Origin of the sequence: Acidovorax sp. JHL-9 (assembly GCF_000426205.1) — a bacterium.
GTDB classification, from domain to species: domain Bacteria; phylum Pseudomonadota; class Gammaproteobacteria; order Burkholderiales; family Burkholderiaceae_C; genus Acidovorax; species Acidovorax soli.
Window position 1 is genome coordinate 105,441 of the sequence record NZ_AUEX01000013.1, and the last position, 22,369, is coordinate 127,809.

20 protein-coding genes are annotated in these 22,369 nt (G+C 66.5%); 12 read left to right on the forward strand and 8 right to left on the reverse strand.

Going from position 1 to position 22,369, the window contains the following annotated elements:
- Positions 1-5 precede the first annotated feature (5 nt).
- From tsaE to K225_RS0110540, 4 genes are all read left to right on the forward strand, one after another.
- Complete coding sequence (gene tsaE, locus K225_RS0110525; protein WP_026436371.1) at positions 6-533, forward strand: tRNA (adenosine(37)-N6)-threonylcarbamoyltransferase complex ATPase subunit type 1 TsaE; 528 nt, start codon at positions 6-8, stop codon at positions 531-533.
- Positions 530-1,999, forward strand: coding sequence for an N-acetylmuramoyl-L-alanine amidase (locus K225_RS0110530; protein WP_026436372.1), 1,470 nt, complete (start codon positions 530-532; stop codon positions 1,997-1,999). The genes tsaE and K225_RS0110530 overlap by 4 nt, the downstream gene beginning before the upstream one ends.
- Before the next feature lie 37 nt (positions 2,000-2,036).
- Entirely contained in the window at positions 2,037-2,369 is a 333-nt protein-coding gene (locus tag K225_RS0110535) for a cupin domain-containing protein (RefSeq protein ID WP_026436373.1), read from the forward strand.
- 197 nt (positions 2,370-2,566) lie between these two features.
- A complete protein-coding gene (locus K225_RS0110540) occupies positions 2,567-2,803 on the forward strand; it encodes a glycine zipper 2TM domain-containing protein (protein ID WP_026436374.1) in 237 nt (78 codons plus the stop codon).
- 70 nt (positions 2,804-2,873) lie between these two features.
- Here K225_RS0110540 and K225_RS0110545 read toward each other — a convergent pair whose 3' ends face one another.
- A complete protein-coding gene (locus tag K225_RS0110545) occupies positions 2,874-3,521 on the reverse strand; it encodes a DedA family protein (protein ID WP_026436375.1) in 648 nt (215 codons plus the stop codon).
- Positions 3,522-3,615: 94 nt separating this feature from the next.
- Between K225_RS0110545 and mutL the strand changes: the two genes are divergently transcribed.
- Positions 3,616-5,571 (forward strand): DNA mismatch repair endonuclease MutL, encoded by a 1,956-nt coding sequence (mutL, locus tag K225_RS0110550; RefSeq protein ID WP_026436376.1) that lies wholly within the window; start codon positions 3,616-3,618, stop codon positions 5,569-5,571.
- A 181-nt stretch (positions 5,572-5,752) separates the two neighbouring features.
- Here mutL and K225_RS0110555 read toward each other — a convergent pair whose 3' ends face one another.
- A complete protein-coding gene (locus K225_RS0110555; protein WP_026436377.1) occupies positions 5,753-6,925 on the reverse strand; it encodes a glycerophosphodiester phosphodiesterase in 1,173 nt (390 codons plus the stop codon).
- A gap of 231 nt (positions 6,926-7,156) precedes the next feature.
- On the opposite strand from K225_RS0110555, the gene gdhA reads away from it, so the two are divergent.
- The 5 genes from gdhA (at position 7,157) to K225_RS0110580 (ending at position 12,700) form a co-directional block, all read left to right on the forward strand.
- Complete coding sequence (gdhA, locus tag K225_RS0110560; RefSeq protein WP_026436378.1) at positions 7,157-8,500, forward strand: NADP-specific glutamate dehydrogenase; 1,344 nt, start codon at positions 7,157-7,159, stop codon at positions 8,498-8,500.
- Between the two features lie 119 nt (positions 8,501-8,619).
- Positions 8,620-9,753 (forward strand): PilT/PilU family type 4a pilus ATPase, encoded by a 1,134-nt coding sequence (locus K225_RS0110565; RefSeq protein ID WP_034712415.1) that lies wholly within the window; start codon positions 8,620-8,622, stop codon positions 9,751-9,753.
- 72 nt (positions 9,754-9,825) lie between these two features.
- The gene (locus K225_RS0110570; protein ID WP_238323218.1) at positions 9,826-11,061 is read left to right on the forward strand and encodes a multidrug effflux MFS transporter; all 1,236 of its coding nucleotides are present in this window, start codon (positions 9,826-9,828) and stop codon (positions 11,059-11,061) included.
- Complete coding sequence (miaA, locus tag K225_RS0110575) at positions 11,058-12,050, forward strand: tRNA (adenosine(37)-N6)-dimethylallyltransferase MiaA (protein WP_026436381.1); 993 nt, start codon at positions 11,058-11,060, stop codon at positions 12,048-12,050. Before K225_RS0110570 ends, miaA begins: the two co-directional genes overlap by 4 nt.
- On the forward strand, positions 12,047-12,700 hold the full coding sequence (locus K225_RS0110580; RefSeq protein WP_026436382.1) for an ABC transporter ATP-binding protein: 654 nt from the start codon (positions 12,047-12,049) through the stop codon (positions 12,698-12,700). Before miaA ends, K225_RS0110580 begins: the two co-directional genes overlap by 4 nt.
- 7 nt (positions 12,701-12,707) lie before the next feature.
- Here the strand turns inward: K225_RS0110580 and K225_RS0110585 are convergent, their stop codons facing one another.
- On the reverse strand, positions 12,708-13,136 hold the full coding sequence (locus K225_RS0110585) for an Hsp20/alpha crystallin family protein (protein ID WP_026436383.1): 429 nt from the start codon (positions 13,134-13,136) through the stop codon (positions 12,708-12,710).
- 329 nt (positions 13,137-13,465) lie between these two features.
- On the opposite strand from K225_RS0110585, the gene K225_RS0110590 reads away from it, so the two are divergent.
- Positions 13,466-16,084, forward strand: a complete 2,619-nt coding sequence (locus tag K225_RS0110590) for an ABC transporter permease (RefSeq protein WP_026436384.1) — start codon at positions 13,466-13,468, stop codon at positions 16,082-16,084.
- A gap of 158 nt (positions 16,085-16,242) precedes the next feature.
- Entirely contained in the window at positions 16,243-17,379 is a 1,137-nt protein-coding gene (locus K225_RS0110595; protein ID WP_238323219.1) for a carotenoid 1,2-hydratase, read from the forward strand.
- Between the two features lie 45 nt (positions 17,380-17,424).
- Here K225_RS0110595 and K225_RS0110600 read toward each other — a convergent pair whose 3' ends face one another.
- From K225_RS0110600 to K225_RS0110620, 5 genes are read right to left on the reverse strand one after another with little or no spacing between them, the layout of a single operon-like run.
- Positions 17,425-18,420, reverse strand: coding sequence for a branched-chain amino acid ABC transporter permease (locus tag K225_RS0110600; protein WP_026436386.1), 996 nt, complete (start codon positions 18,418-18,420; stop codon positions 17,425-17,427).
- 12 nt (positions 18,421-18,432) lie between these two features.
- Positions 18,433-19,317 carry a branched-chain amino acid ABC transporter permease gene (locus K225_RS0110605; RefSeq protein ID WP_026436387.1) on the reverse strand — a complete coding sequence of 295 codons (885 nt, stop codon included), beginning with the start codon at positions 19,315-19,317 and terminating at the stop codon, positions 18,433-18,435.
- A gap of 40 nt (positions 19,318-19,357) precedes the next feature.
- A complete protein-coding gene (locus K225_RS0110610; RefSeq protein ID WP_026436388.1) occupies positions 19,358-20,557 on the reverse strand; it encodes an ABC transporter substrate-binding protein in 1,200 nt (399 codons plus the stop codon).
- Positions 20,558-20,616: 59 nt separating this feature from the next.
- Positions 20,617-21,342 (reverse strand): ABC transporter ATP-binding protein, encoded by a 726-nt coding sequence (locus tag K225_RS0110615; RefSeq protein WP_026436389.1) that lies wholly within the window; start codon positions 21,340-21,342, stop codon positions 20,617-20,619.
- 1 nt (position 21,343) lies between these two features.
- The gene (locus tag K225_RS0110620) at positions 21,344-22,114 is read right to left on the reverse strand and encodes an ABC transporter ATP-binding protein (RefSeq protein WP_026436390.1); all 771 of its coding nucleotides are present in this window, start codon (positions 22,112-22,114) and stop codon (positions 21,344-21,346) included.
- Positions 22,115-22,369 lie beyond the last annotated feature (255 nt).

Consider the following 22,369-nt stretch of genomic DNA (forward strand, 5'->3'; position numbering starts at 1 on the left):
ACGAGTTGACTGTTGCACCACATATCGGCCGGATTGTAGAAACTGCCACCGCCAAGGCTCCCGCCCCTACCCCGTGCGTGCTGACCTGGCACAGCGAAGACGACACGGCGGCGTTTGCCCGCGCCCTGGCCGCACAGCCCCTGCTGGCCAATGCCTTCCTCACGCTGCATGGCGACCTGGGCGCCGGCAAGACCACCCTGGTGCGCCACCTGCTGCGCGCCCTGGGCGTGCAGGGGCGCATCAAGAGCCCCACCTACGCCGTGGTCGAGCCGCATGAAGCGCCGGGCCTGGCGATCTGGCACTTTGACTTCTACCGCTTTGACGACCCGCGCGAATGGGAAGACGCGGGTTTCCGGGATATTTTTGCCAGCCCGGGCCTCAAGCTGGCAGAATGGCCAGAGAAGGCTGCAGAACTTACCCCGCCTGCGGACCTTGCTATACACATTGAAGCAATTGACGACACCGAAAGGAAAGTCACGCTGCAGGCCCCCACCCCCCTGGGCCGCAGCCTGCTGCAAGGAATGACCGCATGACCCCTGCCCCCGGCCAGCCACGGCCTGCAAAGCCTTCCGTCCCATCGCGCCGCACCGTGCTGCAGGCCGGCAGCCTGGTGCTGCTGCTGGGCGCGCAGCAGATCGCGCGGGGCGCCACCATCGTGGCGGTGCGCGTGTGGCCCGCGCCCGAGTATTCGCGCGTCACCATCGAATCCGATGGGCAGCTGACCACCAAGCAGTTGTTCGTCACCACCCCGCCCCGCCTGGCGGTGGACATCGAAGGCATCGACCTCAGCCCCGAACTGCGCGAACTGGTGGCCAAGGTCAAGGCCGACGACCCCAACATTGCCGGCATCCGCGTGGGCCAGAACACGCCAGGGGTGGTGCGCCTGGTGATCGATCTCAAGCAGGCCGCCATGCCCCAGGTCTTCACGCTGACGCCCGTGGCCGCCTACGGCCACCGGCTGGTGCTGGACCTGTACCCCGCACAGCCCGTGGACCCGCTGGAAGCCCTGATTGCCGAGCGCCTGCGTGATGCACCTGCGGCCCCGGCTGTGGCCACAGCGCCCGCTGGCACCCGGGCCGGCGCGGCGCCACACGCCACCGCCTCGCCCTCTGCCGAGACAGACCCCCTGGGCGAGCTGATGACCCAGCGCGCCACGCGTGCGCTGCCACCCGAAGCGCCCCCGGCCGTGGTCACCGCCACAGCCCCCGCCCCGGCACAGCCCACCACACCGCCGGCACGCAGCACCGGCAGCTCCCGGGCCAGCACCCAGCAGACCGACCGCATCATCATCGTGGCGCTGGACCCCGGCCATGGCGGCGAAGACCCGGGCGCCATCGGCCCGGCCGGCACCCGCGAGAAAGACGTGGTGCTGCGCGTGGCCCACCTGCTGCGCGACCGCATCAACGCCACCACCGTGGGCGGCAACCCCATGCGCGCCTACCTCACGCGCGATGGCGACTACTTCGTGCCGCTGGGCACCCGTGTCGAGAAAGCGCGGCGCGTGCAGGCCGACCTGTTTGTCAGCATCCACGCCGATGCCTTCACCACGCCCGCGGCGCGCGGTGCCAGCGTGTTTGCACTGAGCCAGGGCGGCGCCTCCAGCACCGCCGCGCGCTGGCTGGCGAACAAGGAAAACCAGGCCGATCTGGTGGGTGGCCTGAACGTACAGTCGAAAGACCAGCATGTGCAGCGCGCCCTGCTGGACATGAGCACCACGGCGCAGATCAACGACAGCCTCAAGCTGGGCACCGTGCTGCTGGGCGAAATCGGCAACGTGGGCAAGCTGCACAAACCGCGCGTGGAGCAGGCGGGCTTTGCCGTGCTCAAGGCCCCCGACATTCCGAGCGTGCTGGTCGAAACTGCCTTCATCAGCAACCCCGAGGAAGAAGCGCGCCTGCGCAGCAGCGCCTACCAGGTGCAGCTGGCGGATGCGCTGATGCGCGGCATCACGCGCTATTTCGCCAAGAACCCGCCGCTGGCGCGCAGCCGGTCGGTTTAGAGTCGATCCATTCATCCGACTGCACAGGAGACACCCCATGGCACTTCCCCACACCCCTTCTGGCCAGGTCGTCAGTGTCCTTCCGCTCGGCGACCGCCTGGCACAGGCCACCTCCAGCGCCATCCTCAAGGCCGGCCAGCTGGAAGTCATGCGCATGGTGCTGCTTGCCGGCAAAAGCATGCGCGAGCACCACACCCCCGGTGAAGCGACCGTGCAGTGCCTGGAAGGCACGGTGGAGTTCAAGGCCGGCGGCGACACGCACCTGCTGCGCGCGGGCGATCTGGTGCACCTGCAGCCACGGGCCCTGCACGCCCTGACGGCCGTCGAAGACGCCTCGCTGCTGGTCACCCTCTGCCTGGCGCCGGGCTGAGCACTGGCGCGCGCCCGGCGCAGACCGGAGCTGGGCCAGCCCACCAGCCCCCAGTGGCTCCCCTGTCCTACACCGTCCGGTCGGGGCGTCCTACAGCGCAGCACCCCCTGGCGTGCGATAGTGGGATCGCGGCCCCGCGGTGGCCCTGATGGCCTTGCCGCCACGGTCTTTCCACAGCACTTTCAAGGATTCCCGCCATGAAAATCCGTTTCGCTCTCGCCACCTCTGTCTGCGCTGCCACCCTGGCCCTGGGTGGATGCGCCTCCAACCCCACCAATGCCCAGATCGGTACCGGCGTAGGTGCCGTGGTCGGGGGCGTTGCCGGCAACGCCGTGCTGGGCGGCACACTGGGCACCGTAGGCGGTGCCGCCGCTGGTGCCCTGATCGGCAATGAACTCGGCAAGGACCGCGACCAGTCCAAGCCCCGCCGCTGATTCAGCGCCCCAAACAACAAGGGCCTGGCGCGGAACACATCCGCGCCAGGCCCTTGTTTTTTTGCCCCCCTCAGACCGCGTTGGCCTTGCGGCCCGCACGCCAGGCGCCAAAGATGGCCATCAAGCCGGGAATGAAGATCATGGCCCAGATGATCTTGTCCAGGTTCTCCTTCACCCAGGCAAAGTTGCCAAAGAAATAGCCTGCGGAGCAGATCCCCAGCACCCAGAGCAGGGCGCCACCGACATTGAAGGCAGTGAACTTGGCCCGCCCCATCTGTGCCACGCCGGCCACGAACGGAGCAAACGTACGAATGAACGGCATGAAGCGTGCAATCACGATGGTGATGCCACCATAGCGTTCGTAAAAATCATGGGCCTGGTTGAACGCCCGCCGGTTGAACCAGCGCGAGTCTTCCCACTGGAACACCTTGGGACCAAAGTAACGGCCAATCGAATAATTGCACTGGTCGCCCAGGATGGCCGCGGCGATCAGCACGGCACTGGCGAGCGGAAAGCTCATCATCCCCGCCCCGCACAGCGCGCCCACGATGAACAGCAGCGAGTCGCCCGGCAGAAACGGCATGACCACCACGCCGGTTTCCACAAACACGATCAGGAACAGCAGGGCATACACCCAGGCCCCATAGCTGGCGACAAAGGCTTCGAGGTATTTGTCGACATGCAGGATGAAGTCGATCAGAAAAGTCACTAATTCCATGGAGGTTCCGGCAACACAAAGGCAGCGCGCATTATCCCCATCGGCCCCTAGCGCCCCATCCGATGCCCCTGCGCGGCCGCCCTAAAATCACCCGGTGAACGACACCACCCTCTCCCCACCGCCCCGCCGCCCCATCCGCGATCTGCCCGACGAACTCATCAGCCAGATCGCCGCTGGCGAAGTGGTAGAGCGCCCGGCCTCCGTGGTGCGCGAACTGGTGGACAACGCACTCGACTCGGGTGCCACGCAGATCACCGTGCGCCTGCTGGCTGGCGGCGTGCGGCTGATCGCCGTGGAAGACGACGGCTGCGGCATTCCGCAGGAAGAGCTGCCCATTGCCCTGCGCCGCCACGCCACCAGCAAGATCACCAGCCTGAGCGACCTCGAAACCGTGGCCACCATGGGCTTTCGGGGCGAGGCGCTGGCCGCCATCGGCTCGGTGTCCGAAATGGCGCTGCTGTCGCGCCCCGCGCACCAGCCGGGCGCCTTTTTGCTCGATGCCCGCAGCGGCGAGCTGCGCCCGGCGGCGCGCGGCACCGGCACCACGGTCGAGGTGAAAGAGCTGTTTTTCTCCACCCCCGCGCGCCGCAAGTTCCTGAAGGCCGATGCCACCGAGCTGGCCCACTGCATCGAATCGGTGCGCCGCCACGCGCTGGCGCGGCCCGATGTGGGTTTTGCCATCTGGCACGAGGGCAAGCTGGTGGAGCAGTGGCGCGCCACCTTCGTGCCGGGCGACGCCAACCTGCAGGACGCCCTGGCGCGCCGCCTGGCCGATGTGCTGGGCGAAGACTTCGTGGCGCAGTCGGTGGCCGTGCAGCACCGCGTGGGACCTGTCACCGTCACGGGCCGCGCAGGCCTGCCCGATGCCGCCCGCTCGCGCGCCGACCAGCAGTACTGCTATGTCAACGGCCGCTTCGTGCGCGACAAGGTGCTCACGCACGCCGCGCGCAGCGCCTACGAAGACGTGCTGCATGGCCACAAGCAGCCGGTGTATGCGCTGTATGTGGAGATCGACCCGGCCCGTGTGGATGTGAACGTGCACCCCACCAAGATCGAGGTGCGCTTTCGTGACAGCCGCGAAGTGCACCAGGCCGTGCGCCACGCGGTCGAAAACGCGCTGGCCGCCCCGCGCGCCGCCGCGCTGGCCGCCGGGGCATCGCCCCCCCCCGAAACGGCTGCCATCCCCGGCGGCGCCGAGGACTTCAAGCCAGAACAGCCGCTAGCGCAGATTTGGCAAGCGCAAGCCGCTATCCAATTTGAAGAACGTGGCCACCATGTAGCCGACCTGCAGGCCCTGTGGGGGCCGAAAAAGGACAGCGCGGGTGCCGTGCCGGCCGGGCCCACCGCACCACGGGTGGACTGGATGGCCAGCAGCAGCAGTGTGCAGACGGACACCATGCCACCACCCCCGGCGCCCATTCCCCTCAACCCACGCAACAGCGACCAAGCCATCTGGCCGCTGGGCAAGGCCGTGGCCCAGCTCCACGGCGTGTACATCCTGGCCGAGAACGCGCAAGGCATGGTGGTGGTGGACATGCATGCCGCCCACGAGCGCATCGTCTACGAGCGCCTCAAGGCCCAGGTGGACAGCGGCGCCCGCATTGCCAGCCAGCCGCTGCTGATTCCTGCCACGTTTGCCGCCACCCCCGAAGAGGTGGCCACCGCCGAGGCGTCGGCCGAGGTGCTGGCCACGCTGGGACTGGAGGTGGTGCCCTTCTCCCCCAAGACCCTGGCCGTGCGCGCCGTGCCCACCACGCTGGCCACGGCGTCCGGGTTTGGCGACCCGGTGGAGCTGGCCCGCAGCGTGCTGGCCGAACTGGCCGCGCACGACGCCAGCACCGTGGTGCAACGCGCGCGCAATGAAATCCTGGGCACCATGGCCTGCCACGGCGCCGTGCGCGCCAACCGCAAGCTCACCCTCGACGAGATGAACGCCTTGCTGCGGCAGATGGAGACCACCGACCGGTCGGACCAGTGCAACCACGGGCGCCCCACCTGGCGGCAGCTGTCGATGCGCGAGTTGGACGCGCTGTTCCTGCGCGGCCGATAACCGCTCCACGGGCCGGCAAAGGTCAGAAAAGAAAATCGGCCCCGAAGGGCCAACAGAGCGATCAAGCGAAGCGCTGCCCTCGCGCCGGCACGGCCGAACGCCAGCGCTCCCGCGCAAGGGCCGCCCCGCCGCGCTGGGAGCGTCCCCCTTTGGGGGATGGCGCGCAGCGCCTCAGGGGGCTTCAATTCCCCCGCGCGGCCTTGGCGTGGTCCGGGAAATCACTGAACACACCATCCACGCCCAGGTCGAAGAACAGCTGGTATTCGGCCTTGGGGTCTCCCTTGAAGTCCGACGCCAAGCGCTTGGCCTCGCTGCGGAAGGTGTAGGCATGCACGAACAAGCCGGCGGCGTGGGCGTCCTTGACCACGCTGGTGGGCGCCATCATCACGCGGTCGCGGTCGTCGATCCTGCCGTCGCCGTTGAGGTCATCGGGCTTGCCGTCGTTGTTGGCGTCCACCTGCCTGGAAGGAATGAGGTAGGGCTTCCAGGGACCCACGCCGTCGGCATAGGTCTTTACCTCCTTCAGCCCTGCGGGGGTGAGCAGGCTGGCGAAGGTGCGGGCATCACCCGCCACGGCAAAGTCGTAAGGCTTGTCATAGGGCGCTGTCAGATCCATGCTGCCGTTGGCGTTGACGTCATTGGCATCCACCAGTTGCACCAGGCGGACCTGCGTCTTGGTGCGCAGGTATCGGAGGTTGGACACCTCGAACGACTGCACGATCACGGGCGACGCCTTGGTGGTGTAGCCGTATTTGGCCAGCGTGGCCAGCAGGCGGTCTTCAAGCTTCAGGCCCAGGTTGACGTGGTAGGTGGGATGCTTGGTTTCGGGGTACACGCCCACCGTGCGGCCGGCCTTGGTGCCTTCGCTCCTGGCGAGGTCCAGCACTTCATCGAGCGTGGGGATCTGGTACTTGCCGTTGAACGACTGGTCGCGGTCGGCCATGGGCTGGATGGCGCGCAGGGTCTTGATTTCTGCCAGGGTGAAGTCCGAGGCAAACCAGCCCTCCTCTTCCACGCCGTCGACCACTTTCTTGGTCTTGCGGCTGGCAAATTCGGCGCGGGTGGACACGTCGGTGGTGCCGGTGATGTTGGGCTCGTGGCGGGCGATGAGCACACCATCCTGGGTGGCGACCAGATCGGGCTCGATGAAATCGGCCCCCATCTCGATGGCCTTCCGGTAGCTTTCGAGCGTGTGGTCCGGCAGGTAGCCGCTGGCGCCGCGGTGCCCGATCACCAGGGGCCGCTCGCCGCTGAGCGTCGGGTAGTTCGGCCCATCGCTGCCACCGCATGCCACCAGCGCAGTGGCTGTTATCAGGACAAGGAGCCCGACTTTTGCAATGGGTTGTTGACGCATCTCTTCCGCCCCTCTGGTGTGTATTGAAAACGGTCCACTATGGTGCGAAAGGGTGACAAACGCATGACATGCCAATGCACCAAAATCGATCGCCAGAACGCACCAAAAACCGGCAGACCCCACCCAAAATGCCCCATCACGGTGCAACGCCATGCATGAGTGCATGTCTTTTTGACATAATTCGGTGCTGCAACGCCGCATATTTCGTTTTTTGCACAGAAAGTCCTTTCCATGAAGTACGAGTCCGTAGACAGCTTCCTCGCGCAGGTCGCACAGCGCAACCCTGGCCAACCTGAATTTCTGCAAGCTGTCACAGAAGTCATGGAAAGCCTGTGGCCCTTCATCGAAAAGCACCCCCGCTACGCCGAGCACGGCCTGCTGGAACGGCTGGTGGAACCCGAGCGGGTGGTGATGTTCCGCGTGTCGTGGGTGGACGACCATGGCAGCGTGCAGGTCAACCGCGGCTACCGCATCCAGCACAGCATGGCGATTGGCCCCTACAAAGGCGGCCTGCGCTTCCACCCCTCGGTGAACCTGTCGGTGCTCAAGTTCCTGGGGTTCGAGCAAACCTTCAAGAACGCGCTGACCACGCTGCCCATGGGCGGCGGCAAGGGCGGCTCCGATTTCGACCCCAAGGGCAAGAGCCCTGGCGAAGTGATGCGCTTTTGCCAGGCCTTTGTGTCGGAACTGTTCCGCCATGTCGGCGCCGACACCGACGTACCGGCCGGTGACATCGGCGTGGGCGGCCGCGAAGTGGGCTACATGGCCGGCATGTACAAGAAGCTCAGCAACCGTGCGGACTGCGTGTTCACGGGCAAGGGCCTGTCGTTCGGCGGCTCGCTGATCCGCCCCGAGGCCACCGGCTACGGCACGGTGTACTTTGCACAAGAGATGCTCAAGACCCGCGGCCAATCGTTTGACGGCAAGACCGTGTCGGTATCCGGCTCGGGCAATGTGGCGCAGTACGCAGTGGAAAAGGCCATGGCCCTGGGCGCCAAGGTGCTGACGGTGTCCGACTCCAGCGGCACGGTGTACGACAAGGATGGTTTCACGGCCGAAAAACTGGCCATCCTGATGGAAGTGAAGAACCACAAATACGGCCGCGTCAACGACTACGCCCAGCTGGTGGGCGCCGAGTTCCAGGCCGGCAAGACGCCATGGCACATCGCCGTGGACGTGGCCCTGCCCTGCGCCACGCAAAACGAGCTCAACGCCGACGATGCCGCCGCCTTGATCAGGAACGGCGTGCTGTGCGTGGCCGAAGGCGCCAACATGCCTTCCACCATCGAAGCGGCCAAGGCGTTTGAAGCCGCTGGCGTGCTGTACGCACCGGGCAAGGCATCGAATGCCGGTGGCGTGGCCACGTCGGGCCTGGAGATGAGCCAGAACGCGGCCCGCCTGAGCTGGCCCGCCGAAGAAGTGGACGCCCGCCTGCTGCAGATCATGCAGGGCATCCATGCCGCCTGCCTGAAATACGGGCAGCGCGCCGATGGCTCGGTCAGCTACATCGACGGTGCCAACATCGCCGGCTTTGTGAAGGTGGCCGACGCCATGCTGGCACAGGGAGTGGTGTAATCCGCAACGCGGATTCGCACACCGGGATCAGGGGGGCATTCGCCCCCTTTTTTGCGCCGCGCGCTCCAGCGGATATGCTCGCCGGGGCATACAAATTGCCACATTTAGCGGAATTCACCGTGGAAATCTTCAGCTTCCTGAACGCCCTGGTCGAGAACGGCGGCTCTGACCTCTTCTTCAGCGTGGGCGCTCCCGTCAATCTCAAGGTCGAAGGCGTCACCCATCCGCTGACGATGCCCGCCCTGTTGCCGGGGCAGGTCAAGCAGCTGGCTTATTCGGTGATGAACGAAAAGCAGATCAGCGAGTTCGAGGCCAGGATGGAAATGAACCTGTCCATTTCGGCCGAAAACCTGGGGCGCTTTCGGGTGAACGTGTTCGTGCAGCGCGGCGAGACCGGCATGGTGATTCGCTATATCAAGAGCAAGATCCCGCCCCTGGCGGCGCTGGGGCTGCCACCCATTCTTGAAAAGCTGGTACTGCGCAAGCGCGGTCTGGTGCTGGTGACCGGCGCCACGGGCTCGGGCAAATCGACCACGCTGGCGTCGATGATCAACTACCGCAACGAGAACGTGACCGGCCACATCCTCACCATCGAGGACCCGCTGGAGTTTCTGCATGTCCACAAGCGCTCGGTGGTGGACCAGCGCGAGGTAGGCATTGACACCCTGTCGTACGAAGAGGCGCTCAAGAATGCGCTGCGCGAGGCTCCCGATGTGATCATGATCGGCGAGATCCGCGACCGCAACACCATGAAGCAGGCCATTACCTATGCCGAAACCGGCCACCTGTGCCTGTCCACGCTGCACGCCAACAATGCCAACCAGGCGATGGAACGGGTCATCAACTTCTTCCCCGAAGACGCGCACCACCAGTTGCTCATCGACCTGAGCATGAACCTGGCGGGCGTGGTGTCGCAGCGGCTGATTCCGGGCCTGCACGACAAGCTGGTCCCGGCGGTCGAGGTGATGCTCAACTCGCCCTACATCGCCGACCTGATCGCCAAGGGCGAATTCACGGGCATCAAGGAGACCATGGGGCGCAGCACCGAAATCGGCATGTGCACCTTTGACCAGGCGCTGTACGCGCTCTATACCGAGGGCCGGATTTCACTGGAGGAAGCGCTGCACAATGCCGATTCGCGCACCGATCTGGCGCTGCGCGTGCGGCTGGCCGCCGGCGTCCGCGCGGTGGATGCCGGCGATCTCGCGATCGACACCTCCTCGCCCATGCAGTCGGCGTCCAGGCTGTCCTGAGCACCTTCACAGGCGGTTGTGCCGGGGGCTGGCAAGGCATTTTGCGGCCCTGCATCTGCTACCCTCCAGTGCATGTCTGACGCTTCCACCGCCCCGGCACGCACGGGCGCTGCGACCATGCCGGCCGGGCTGGTCATTGGCCTGCTGGCGCTGCTGCTGGGCCTGCAGCCGATCACCACCGATCTGTATCTGCCTGCGCTGCCCACGCTCAAGGCGCAGCTCCTGGCCAGCATGGCCCAATCCCAGCTCACACTCACGGCCCTGCTGCTGGCGTTTGGCTGCTCGCAGCTGGCGTGGGGGCCGCTGTCGGACCGCTGGGGGCGCCGCCCCATTCTGCTGGCGGGGCTGTTGGCCTATGTGCTGGCCGCGCTGGGCTGCGCCCTGTCGCAATCGATGGAAACGCTGATCTTCTGGCGCACCGTGCAGGGCGCCGCCATGGGTGCCGGCGTGATGGGCGCACGCGCCGTGGTGCGCGACCTGTATGCGCCGGTGCAAGGCGCGCACGCCATGTCCCGCGCGCTCACGGGCCTGGGCACCATTGCCTGCCTGAGTCCGCCCCTGGGCAGCCTGCTGGCGGACCACCTGGGCTGGCGCGCCACGATGGCCGCGCTGGGCTGCTTTGGCGGCCTGGCGCTGCTGCTGGTCCTGCTACGCTTTGAGGAAACCCTGGCCCGACCCAACCCGCTGGCGCTGCGCCCTGCGCACCTGCTGCGCACCTGGGGGCAGATCCTGCGCCACCCCACGTTTCTGGCTTTTTCGGCCACCACCACCTTCACCTACGCGGGACTGTTCACCTACCTGGCAGCCTCATCGTTCACCTTCATCCAGGTGCTGGGCTGGAGCCCCGCCGCCTACGGCCTGCTGCTGTCGTGCAACGCGGCGATGTACATCAGCGGCACGGTGCTGTGCCGGCGCCTGCTGGTGCGCTGGGGGCTGCGCCGCAGCATGGCGCTGGCCGGACTGCTGAGTGCCACGGGCGGCACGCTGATGGGCATCTGCGCCCTCGCCGGCGTGCAAAGCGGCTGGGCCTATGCCCTGCCCTTCCTGCTGTACCAGATCGCGCATGGCATCCACATGCCCTGCAGCCAGAGCGGCGCCGTGGGCCCCTTTCCGCAAGCCGCCGGCACGGCCGCTGCACTGAACGGCTTTGTCATGATGCTGGTGGCGTTTGGCGTGGGCCACTGGCTGGGCCAGCGCATGGACGGCACGGTGCTGCCGCTCGCCCTGGGCGTGTGGTTCTGGGGCCTGTGTGCCGCCCTCGCAGCCTGGACGCTGGTGCAGAAATTCGGGGAGCCGGCCAAGCCATGAGCAGCCCACTACCCGCCATCGCCATCGCCGGCCCCACGGCCTCGGGCAAGACGGCCGGCGCCCTGGCGCTGGCCGCCGTGCTGGCGCCACGCCTGCCGGTCGAGATCATCAGCGTGGATTCGGCCCTGGTGTACCGGGGCATGGACATCGGCACGGCCAAGCCCACGCGCGCCGAGCTCGCCGCCGTGCCGCACCACCTGATCGACATCCGCGACCCGCTGCAGGCCTACAGTGCCGCCGAGTTCGTGCAGGACGCCCAGCGGCTGACCGCCGAAATCCGCACACGCGGCGCCCTGCCGCTGCTGGTGGGTGGCACCATGCTGTACTTCAAGGCGCTGTTCGACGGCATTGATGACATGCCTCCGGCCGACCCCGTGGTGCGCGCCCGGCTGGAGGCCCAGGCCGCCGAACAAGGCTGGCCGGCCCTGCACGCCGAACTGGCCCGCGTGGATCCCACCACCGCCGCCCGCCTGGCGCCCGCCGACAGCCAGCGCATCCAGCGCGCACTGGAGGTGTGGCATGTCTCCGGCCAGCCCCTTTCGCACTTTCACACGACAAAAAAGAGAGCAGACAGCGCACAACCCACAAGCGCTACAGCCCTTTTCTCACTGGAACCCGACGACCGCGTCTGGCTGCACGAGCGCATCGCACTGCGTTTTGACGCCATGCTGGAGGAAGGTTTCGTGGAAGAAGTACGCCAGTTGCGTGCCCGCGGCGACCTGCACCCCGACCTGCCCTCGATGCGCTGCGTGGGCTACCGCCAGGCCTGGGAAGCGCTCGATGCCCAGGCCGCGGCCGGCCCCGGGGCACCGCTCGACCTGGCCGGCCTGCGCGAACGCGGCATCGCCGCCACCCGCCAGCTGGCCAAGCGCCAGATCACCTGGCTGCGCAGCATGCCGCAGCGCCAATCCATCGCCTGCGACCAGCCCGACGCCACCGCGCGCCTGGTGCAGGCCGTGCTGCAGCGCCTGGAGATTCCTGCGCCATGAGCGGTCCGCTGCAGGTCGAAGCCCTGGCCAAACACTACAGCGGCACGCCGGTGTTTGCCAACGTGCAGTTCACCGTGCAGCCGGGCGAATTCGTGGCCATCGTGGGCGACTCGGGGGTGGGCAAGTCCACCCTGCTCAACTGCCTGGCGGGGCTGGACCGGTGGGACGCGGGGCGCATCGTGCATGGCGGCACCGACCTGGCGCCACTGGATGAAACGCAGCGCGCCCTGTGGCGACGCGCCCATGTGGGGTTTGTATTCCAGGCCTTCCATGTGTTGCCGCACCTCGATGTGGCGCAGAACGTGGCCTTGCCGCTCCTGTTGCTGGGCCGCGCCGACCCGGCGCGGGTGCAGCACATGCTGGCGGCCGTGGGCTTGGCGGGCCTGGGTGAGCGCCTGCCGCAGCAACTGAGCGGCGGCCAACTGCAGCGCGTGGCCATTGCCCGCGCCCTGGTGCACCGCCCGGCCCTGCTGCTGGCCGACGAGCCCACCGGCAACCTCGACCCCGGCACCGCCGCGCGCGTGCTGGACCTGCTGCTGGCACAAACGCGCGAACATGGCGCCTCGCTGGTGCTGGTCACGCACTCGGACGCCGCCGCAGCGCGCGCCGACCGGGTGCTGCGGCTCACGGCGGGCGGCATCGCCGGCTGAGCCAGACTTATTCGATGTTGAGCCGCTGTGCGCTGCCGCCCTGCTTCTTGGGCAGCGTGAGCGTCAGCACGCCGTTGTCGTATTTGGCCTTGGCCTGCGTGGCATCCACATCCACGGGCAGCTGAAAGCTGCGCGCCACCGAGCCAAAATAGCGCTCGGAGCGCAGCACCTTCTCGCCCTCGGTCTTCTGGTCGTGCTGGCGCACCTCGGCGCGCAGGCTGACCACATTGCCATCGATCGCGACGTGGATGTCCTCCTTGGGCACACCCGGCACCTCGGCCTGCACGGTGTAGCCACCATCGGTTTCCTTCACGTCCACCTTGATCTGCGCCGGCGAGGGCACGCCGTCGCCATGCAATGGGCGCACATAGAAACCGGGGGCGACGTCCTTGAAAAAGTCATCGAACAAACTGCCACGGGTAACCAGAGAATTCATGGTGAAGCTCCTGAACGTAAGGGTTGGACAACCGGGCCGGCAAGGGAGCACCAGCCCTTGGAGCCTGCGCGGCAGAAGGCGTCGATAGCGAAAATGGGCCCCAGCGAGCACAGTTTTTGCCGGATTCGCAGACCCATGGCCCAGCCATGGGTCAAGAAGCCGGTGAAAAATGGACCGCTGCGGCACATTTGCAGCCGACGCCCCTTCTGCCGCGCAGGCTCCTGATACGAAGATACGAACCGCCCGGCTCCATTTCAAGGGCTGCGGCCATCACGTTTGATCTGCCTCAAGGGCCTGCCCGGCTGGCGCTGCGCCGTCACAATCGGGTCATGCTTGCACTGCTTCGCACCTTCTCCTGGCAGGAGTTGCGCCACCACCCCTGGCGCAGCGCCGCAGCGGTGGCGGCCGTGACGCTGGGCGTGGCGCTGGCCTTTGCCGTGCATGTGATCAACAGCTCGGCCCTCGACGAGTTCGCGCAGGCCGTGCGCGCCGTCAGCGGTCAGCCCGATCTGGAGTTGCGCGCCATGCAGGGCCCGCTGCCCGAAGCACTCTATGGGGAGGTGGCGACCCTCTCGCAGGTGGTGCGCGCCAGCCCATGGCTGGAGCTTTCCACGCTGGCCCAGGTGGATAAACCCGTCGCCGCACCCACGCCTGCACCGGCCCGCGTGGTGCTGCGGGTGCTGGGCGCGGATGCGCTGCTGCTGCCGGCCGTGGCGCCCGCGCTCATGCCCCGCGCCTTTGCCGGCAGCGAGCGGCTGGCCATGCTGGCGCCGGCCACGGTGTTTCTCAACGCTGCGGCCTTGCAGGCGCTGGGCCTGGCGAGTGACGGCAGTGGCGCGGCACCGCTGCGGCTGCAGGCCGGCACGCAGGGATCGCACATGGTGCGCGTGGCCGGTACGGTGGCAGCGGGTGGCGCGCCCCTGGCCGTGATGGACATCGGCGCGGCGCAAGACCTGTGGGGCCAGGCGGGTCACCTGACCCGCATCGATCTGCAGCTGCAAGCGGGCACCGACCGCACAGCCTTCCGGCAGCGGCTGCAATCTCTGCCAGGCTGGCCCGCCAACGCCATGCTGGCCGAGCCGGGTGACGCGGTGCAGCGCATCGGCAGCCTGTCGCGCGCCTACCGCGTCAACCTCACGGTGCTGGCGCTGGTGGCGCTGTTCACGGGGGCGTTTCTGGTGTTCTCGGTGCTGGCCCTCAGCGTGGCGCAGCGTGCTCCGCAGTTCGCGTTGCTGGCGGTGCTGGGTGCCACGCCGCGCCAGCGCCTGGCCCTGGTGCTGGCCGAGTCGGCCCTGCTGGGGCTGGTGGGCAGTGCCGCCGGCATCGCGCTGGGAACGGCGCTGGCGGCCACCACCTTGCAACTGCTGGGGGGTGACCTGGGAGGCGGCTACTTTGCCGGGGTGCAGCCGGCACTGCAATGGAGCGGCCCGGCCGCGCTGCTGTATGGCGCACTCGGTGTAGCGGCCGCCCTGGTGGGTGGCTGGTGGCCCGCCCAGGCGGCACGCCACCTGCCGCCGGCACAAACCCTCAAGGGCCTGGGCGCCGCGGCCGGCCCGGGTTCGGGCGCCACGGTCGGTGTTGTTTTGATCGCTGCAGGCGCTTTACTGGCAAGCGCTCCACCCGTATTTGGCATTGCATTGGCCGCCTACATCGCCATTGGCCTGCTGCTGGTGGGCGGCATTGCGCTGCTGCCCTGGGGCATGGACTGGCTGCTGCAACGCCTGCGCCCATGGGGGGCCGGCCACCTGCTGCTGGTGCTGCCCCTGGAGCGCGCACGCCGCATGCGCGGCGCGGCCGCCATCGCCGTGGGGGGCGTGGTGGCCAGCCTGAGCCTGGCCGTGGCGCTGACGGTGATGGTGGCCAGCTTTCGCGGATCGGTCACCGAATGGCTCGATGCGGTGCTGCCATCGCCGCTGTATGTGCGCTCGGCCCTGAGCGCGGCGGGGGGTGAGGCGGCCCTGCTGCCGCCCGGATTCGACCAGGCCGTGGCGCGGCTGCCCGGCGTGGCCCGCGTGCAACCCCAGCGCGCCAGCCCGCTGCAACTGGACGCCGCACGCCCCGCCCTCACGCTGCTGAGCCGCCCGCTGGGCAGCGAACCGGCGCGCACGCTGCCCCTGGTGGGCGCGGCGCTGCCCGTGCCCGAGGGCCGGATGGGGGTTTACATCAGCGAGGCGGTGGTGGACCTGTATGGCCTGCGGCCCGGCATGGAGTGGCCCGCACTTTCAAAGGCTTTCAGCCCTCTGGCACCGGACGGAAAAGCGCAAGCAGCTCTATTTTTCATCGCAGGCGTCTGGCGCGACTATGCCCGCCAGTCGGGCGCCGTGGCCATGGATCGCGCCGACTACCTGCGCCTGACGGGCGACGCACGTACCAACGACCTGGCACTGTGGCCGCGCGATGGCACAGACCTGGCGCAACTGCAGCAGGCGATCCGCGCGCTGGTGGCCGATTCCGGCGCGGAAACAGGTGCGGGTGCGGCCGGGCTGGAGTTTGTCTCGGCCGGCGCCCTCCGCGAGCGTTCGCTGCGCATTTTCGACCGCAGCTTCGCCGTCACCTACTGGCTGCAGGCCGTGGCCATTGGCATCGGCCTGTTCGGCGTGGCGGCCAGCTTCAGCGCGCAGGTGCTGGCCCGGCGCAAGGAGTTCGGCCTGCTGGCCCACCTGGGACTGACGCGCCGGCAGATCCTGGCCGTGGTGGCCGGCGAGGGGGCGGCGTGGACTGGCGTCGGCGCGGCCGTGGGCCTGCTGCTGGGCCTGGCCGTGGCCCTGGTGCTGGTGCATGTGGTCAATCCCCAGAGCTTTCACTGGACGATGGAGCTGCGCGTGCCGGCCGCCCGATTGCTCGCCCTGTGCGCCGCCGTGGTGGCCTCGGGCACCCTCACCGCCTGGCTGGCGGGCCGGACGGCAGCGGGGCAGGATGCGGTGCTGGCGGTCAAGGAAGACTGGTAGCCGCAGCGCGGGGTTGCCGCGCATGCAGCGCAGGCGCTGGGACACAATCCACGCCATGCCTGTGCAAGACTTGGCTATCGAAACCACCGCGCTGACCCGCACCACCGCCCACCAGTACCTGAAGCCCCGCTACCCTGAAACGCCCACCACACCTGCCCATGCCTTTCACCGCAATGCGCTTCCCCATGGCTGCCTGCACCCGCCGACAGTGGCTGGCGCTGACCCTGGCTGCGGGCGCTGCAAGCACACAGGCGCTGCCCGCGCGGGCCCTGCAGTTTCCCCGCGACCATGGCAGCCACCCGGACCTGCACACCGAATGGTGGTACCTCACGGGCCATGCGCGAGCCGCAGGCCGGTTGTGGGGGTTTCAGGTGACGTTCTTTCGTTCCCGCGTGGACGCCACGCAGGGCCTGGATTCGGCCTTTGCGGCCAAGCAGCTGCTGTTCGCCCACGCGGCGCTGACCGATATGCAAGGCCAGCGCCTGCACCACGACCAGCGCATTGCCCGCACCGGCTTTGGCGTAGCCCAGGCCAGCGAGGCCGACACGGCCGTCAGGCTGCACGGCTGGTCGCTGGTGCGAACCGCCCTGCCCGCCGGTGCTGCGCCGGCGGCTGGAAGCCGGTATGCCGCGCGGATCGAAGGCGACGGCTTTGGCCTGGAGCTGCAGTGCGATAGCACGCAGCCACCGCTGCTGCAGGGCCGGCAAGGCCTGTCGCGCAAAGGCCCCGAAGCCACCCAGGCCAGCTATTACTACAGCCAGCCGCAGCTGGCGGTGAGCGGCGCCATCGTGCTCAACGGTCGGCGCATGGCCATTGAAAACAGCACCACCGGCAGCGCCACCCACCGCGCCTGGCTGGACCATGAATGGAGCGACGCCCTGATGCACCCCGACGCCGTGGGCTGGGACTGGATCGGCATGAACCTCTTCGATGGCAGTGCGCTCACCGCGTTTCGCCTGCGGCGCGCCGATGGTTCGGCACTGTGGTCGGGGGGCTCGCTGCGCCCGGCCGGGCAGCCCACCCAGGTGTTTGCCGACAACAGCGTGGCCTTTGTGGCGCAACGCCACTGGAACAGCCCGCACAGCGGCGCCCGCTACCCGGTGCAGTGGCGGGTCGATACCCCTGCCGGCCCACTGGGCGTGCGGGCGCTGCTGGACAACCAGGAACTCGACAGCAGCGGCTCCACCGGCGCGATTTACTGGGAGGGCCTGTCCGAGTTGCGCAATGCGGCGGGCGCGGTGATCGGCCAGGGCTATCTGGAGATGACGGGATACAAAAAGCCGCTGCGCCTGTGACGCAGCGGCTTTCGCAAAGCCCGCGCGAAAAGAGCAACGGGAGACTCAGCCCTTGCTACCGGCCTTGCGGCGGCCCAGCCAGGCAATGATTTCACCCATGATGCCGCGGCGGAACGACAGCACGCAGATCACAAAAATCAGGCCCGTCACCATGGTGACCGACTCACCCAGGGTGTTGAACCACTCCACGCTGGTCAGCGTGGCCAGGAAATGGCCGATTTCGCCCAGCTTGTTCTCCAGCAGCACCACCACGGCGGATCCCACGATGGGGCCGGACAGCGTGCCCAGGCCACCCACCAGGGTCATGAGCACGACGTGGCCCGATGCCGTCCAGTGCACATCGCTCAGTGTGGCAAAGCCCAGCACCAGGGTCTTGAGCGAGCCGGCCAGCCCGGACAGCGCGGCCGACAGCACGAACGCCAGCAGCTTGAAGCGGTTGGTGTCATAGCCCAGCGAAATGGCACGTGGCTCGTTCTCCTTGATCGCCTTGAGCACCTGGCCATAGGGTGAATGCACCGTGCGCACGATGAGCAGGAATGCAGCCACCACCACCACCAGCACCACGTAGTACATGGTCATGTCGTTCTGCAGATCGATCAGGCCAAACAGCTTGCCGCGCGGCACCCCCTGCAGGCCATCCTCACCACCGGTGAAAGGCATCTGCAGGCAGATGAAGAACAGCATCTGCGCCAGCGCCAGCGTGATCATCGTGGAATAGATGCCTGCGCGGCGGATGGCGAAGAAGCCCACGATCAGACCCAGCACCGCGCCGCTGGCCGTGCCCAGCAGCAGGCCGACTTCGGGGGTGAAGCCCCACACTTTCATGGACTGGCCCGCCACATAGGCCGAGCCCCCCAGAAAGGCGGCATGGCCGAAGGACAGCATGCCGGTGTAGCCGAGCAGCAGGTTGAAGGCCGAGGCAAACAGTGCAAAGCACATCAGCTTCATCACGAACACCGGGTAGGCACCGAGCAAGGGTGCCACCAGCAGGCCGACGAACAACAGGCCGTAGCCGACAGCGGTAAGATTCTTGGAATTCATGGGTGCAGCCCCTTATTTTTCTTTGCCGAACAGGCCGGCGGGGCGAATCAGGAGAACGATGACCATGATGACGAACACCACGGTCGAGGATGCTTCGGGATAGAACACCTTGGTGAATCCTTCGACGACGCCAAGACCCAGCCCGGTGAGGATGGAGCCCATGATGGAGCCCATGCCACCGATCACCACCACGGCAAACACCACGATGATGAGGTTCTGTCCCATCAGTGGCGACACCTGGTACACCGGTGCGGCCAGCACACCGGCAAAGGCGGCCAGCGCGGCCCCGAAGGCATAGGTCAGCGTGATCATCAAGGGCACGTTCACGCCGAAGGCTTCCACCAGGCGCGGGTTTTCCGTGCCCGCACGCAGGTAGGCGCCCAGCTTGGTCTTCTCGATCACGTACCAGGTGGCCAGGCACACCACGATCGACACCACCACCACCCAGGCGCGGTAGTTGGGCAGCATCATGAAGCCCAGGTTGGTCGCGCCTTCGAGCAGCTCAGGCGTGTCGTAACCCAGGCCCGAGACGCCATAGATCGAGCGAAAGAAACCCTCGATCAGCAGCGTCAGGCCCAGTGTGAGCAGCAAGCCATACAGATGGTCCAGCTTGTAGATCCAGCGCAGCAGCAGCCGCTCGATCAGCACCCCGAACACCCCCACCACCAGCGGCGCCAGCACCAGCATCAACCAGTAGTTGATGCCAAAGTAGTTCATGGCCATCCAGGTAATCACAGCCCCCAGCATGAACAGCGCACCGTGCGCAAAATTGATGACGTTGAGCAGGCCGAAAATCACGGCCAGCCCGAGGCTGAGGATTGCGTAAAACGAGCCATTGACCAGCCCCAAAAGGAGCTGGCTCAAGAGACCCGGCAATGAGACACCAAAAATTTCCATGGCAGGCGGCGGCAGGTGGGAGGAGGTTCAGGTTAGCGGGTTATTTCCAGAGCGCGCACTTGCTGTCGGCCTTGGCGGTGAACACCTGGTCACCCGGGATTTTCTTGATGATGTTCAGGTAGTCCCAGGGCTTCTTGGAGTCGGCCAGGGCCTTCACCTGCACCAGGTACATCTCGTGAACCATGCGGCCATCAGGACGAATCACCCCCCCCTTGGCGTAGAAGTCGTTGATGGGCGTCTTCTTCATGTATTCCATGACCTTGTCCGCGTCCGTGCTCTTGACCGCTGCCACAGCCTTCAGGTAAGTGGTGGTGGCAGAGTAATCAGCGGCCTGAACGTCGGTGGGCATGCGCTTCATCTTGGCAAAGTAGCGGTCAGCAAACTTGCGCGACTCGTCGTCCTTGTCCCAGTACCAGCTCGTGGTGTGCAGCAGGCCTTCGGTGTTCTTCAGGCCCAGGCTGTGGATATCGCTGAGGAAAACCAGCAAGCCGGCCGTCTTCATGCTCTTGTTGATACCGAATTCCTTGGCGGCCTTGATGGAATTGATGGTGTCGCCACCGGCGTTGGCCAGGCCCAGGATCTGGGCCTTGGAGTTTTGCGCCTGCAGCAGGAACGACGAGAAGTCGGAGGCATTCAGGGGATGGCGCACTGCACCTGCGACCGTGCCGCCCTTGGCCTTGACCACGGCACTGGTGTCGGACTCAAGCGAGTGGCCAAACGCATAGTCAGCCGTCAGAAAGAACCAGCTCTTGCCGCCGCCGTCCACGACGGCACCACCCGTGCCCTTGGCCAGAGCCACGGTATCGTAGGCGTAGTGCACGGTGTAGGGAGTGCATTGCTCGTTGGTCAATGCGGAGCTGCCAGCGCCGCTGTTGAAATAGACGCGCTTTTTCTCCTGGGCCACCTTGGCGGTTGCGAGAGCGGTGCCGGAGTTGGTGCCACCGAAGACCATGGTGACGCCTTGCGTGTCGATCCATTCACGGGCTTTCGAGGCGGCAATGTCGGCCTTGTTCTGGTGGTCGGCAGTGAGCAGCTCGATCGGCTGCCCCAGCACCTTGCCACCGAAGTCGTCGATGGCCATCTGGATGGCGGTTGCGCCGCCCTTGCCTTCCACGTCCGAATACAGGCTGGACATGTCGGTGATGAAACCGATCTTGACTTTCTCCTGTGCATGGACGGCCGAAGTGGCCAGACCGGCTGCGCCCAGCATCAGTGCCAATGCTTTGAGTTTGCTTTTCATGGATGTCTCCTGTTGTGGTGAGAAGGGTTGCGAAAAACGGGACGTAGCGGGCTGGCCGCTCAGACACCGAGAAGATCGTTGAGCACCGGCATTTTTTCTTCCAGCTCGCTGGCACCGAACTTCTCGACGATGCGGCCGTGCTCCATGACATAAAAGCGGTCGGCCAGTGGCGCGGCAAAGCGGAAATTCTGCTCGACCATGACCACGGTGTAGCCGCGCTCGCGCAGCGTGATGATCATGCGGGCCAGGGCCTGCACGATGACGGGCGCCAGGCCTTCGGAGATTTCGTCCAGCAGCAGCAACTTGGCACCGGTGCGCAAAATGCGTGCGACCGCCAGCATCTGCTGCTCACCACCCGACAGGCGGGTGCCCTGGCTGTTGCGGCGTTCGGCCAGGTTGGGGAACATGGCATAAATTTCGTCGATCGGCATGCCCTGCGTGCCCGTCTTGAGGACGGGCGGCAGCAGCAGGTTTTCTTCGCACGACAGGCTGGAGAAAATGCCCCGCTCTTCGGGGCAATAACCCACACCCAGATGCGCGATGCGGTGCGTGGGCATGCCAATGGTTTCCACGCCGTTGATCTTGACCGAGCCCTTGCGTGCGCCGGTCAGTCCCATGACGGCCCGCATGGTGGTCGTACGCCCGGCGCCATTGCGCCCGAGCAAGGTCACCACCTCGCCGGGCTGCACCACGATGTCCACACCGTGCAGCACATGCGACTCGCCGTACCAGGCTTCGAGGTTGCGGATTTCGAGCGCGGGGGTATTGGAAGCAGTGGTCGCCATTTCAGTGGGCTCCCTGCAGTTGGCCGTCGGTCGTGCCCATGTAGGCTTCCATCACTTGGGGGTTGTTCGATACTTCGGCGTAAGGTCCCTCAGCCAGCACGGCGCCACGCTGCAGCACCGTGATGCAGTCGGCAATGGTGGACACCACCTTCATGTTGTGCTCCACCATCAGGATGGTGCGGCCAGCCGACACTTTCTTGATGAGTTGCGTCACCCGGTCCACGTCCTCGTGGCCCATGCCCTGCGTGGGCTCGTCGAGCAGCATGAGCTCGGGCTCCATGGCCAGCGTGGTGGCAATTTCCAGGGCGCGCTTGCGGCCGTAGGGGAGATTCACCGTGAGCTCGTCGGCCAGGTCCTCCAGACCCACCTCGGTGAGCAGTTCCATGGCGCGGGCATCGAGCTGGCGCAGGCTGCGCTCGCTGCGCCAGAAGTGAAAGGCCGTGCCCAGCTTGCGCTGCAGCCCGATGCGCACATTTTCCAGCAGCGTCAGGTGCGGGAACACCGCCGAGATCTGGAACGAGCGGATCACGCCACGGCGTGCGATCTCTGCGGGCTTTTCATGGGTGATGTCCTGACCATTGAATCGGATCAGACCCGAGGTCGGCTCCAGAAATTTGGTCAGCAAGTTGAAGCAGGTGGTCTTGCCGGCACCATTGGGCCCGATCAGGGCGTGGATGGAGCCGCGGCGCACCGACAGGGTCACATTGCTGACCGCGGTGAAGCCCTTGAACTCTTTGGTCAGGCTTTGGGTTTCAAGAATGACGTCGCTCATTGCGCCTTGATCGCTCCATGGGGATGCTGAGGAAAGAGCCTTGCCACAAGGTCTCCGTGGGTTCTTATGTTGCATCGCATCGTAAGTCCCGACATGGGGATGCAGATACTGGGACAAATGCCTATGTATAAATGCCTACGCCCTGCGTGCCCCCCGCCTCGGGGCCTGTCCGAATTTCTGTGTGTGAGGCTCATTGAACCTTCACCGATTTCGTGAAGCTGGTTGACTATCTTACGTGCTCGATTTCGTGAACCG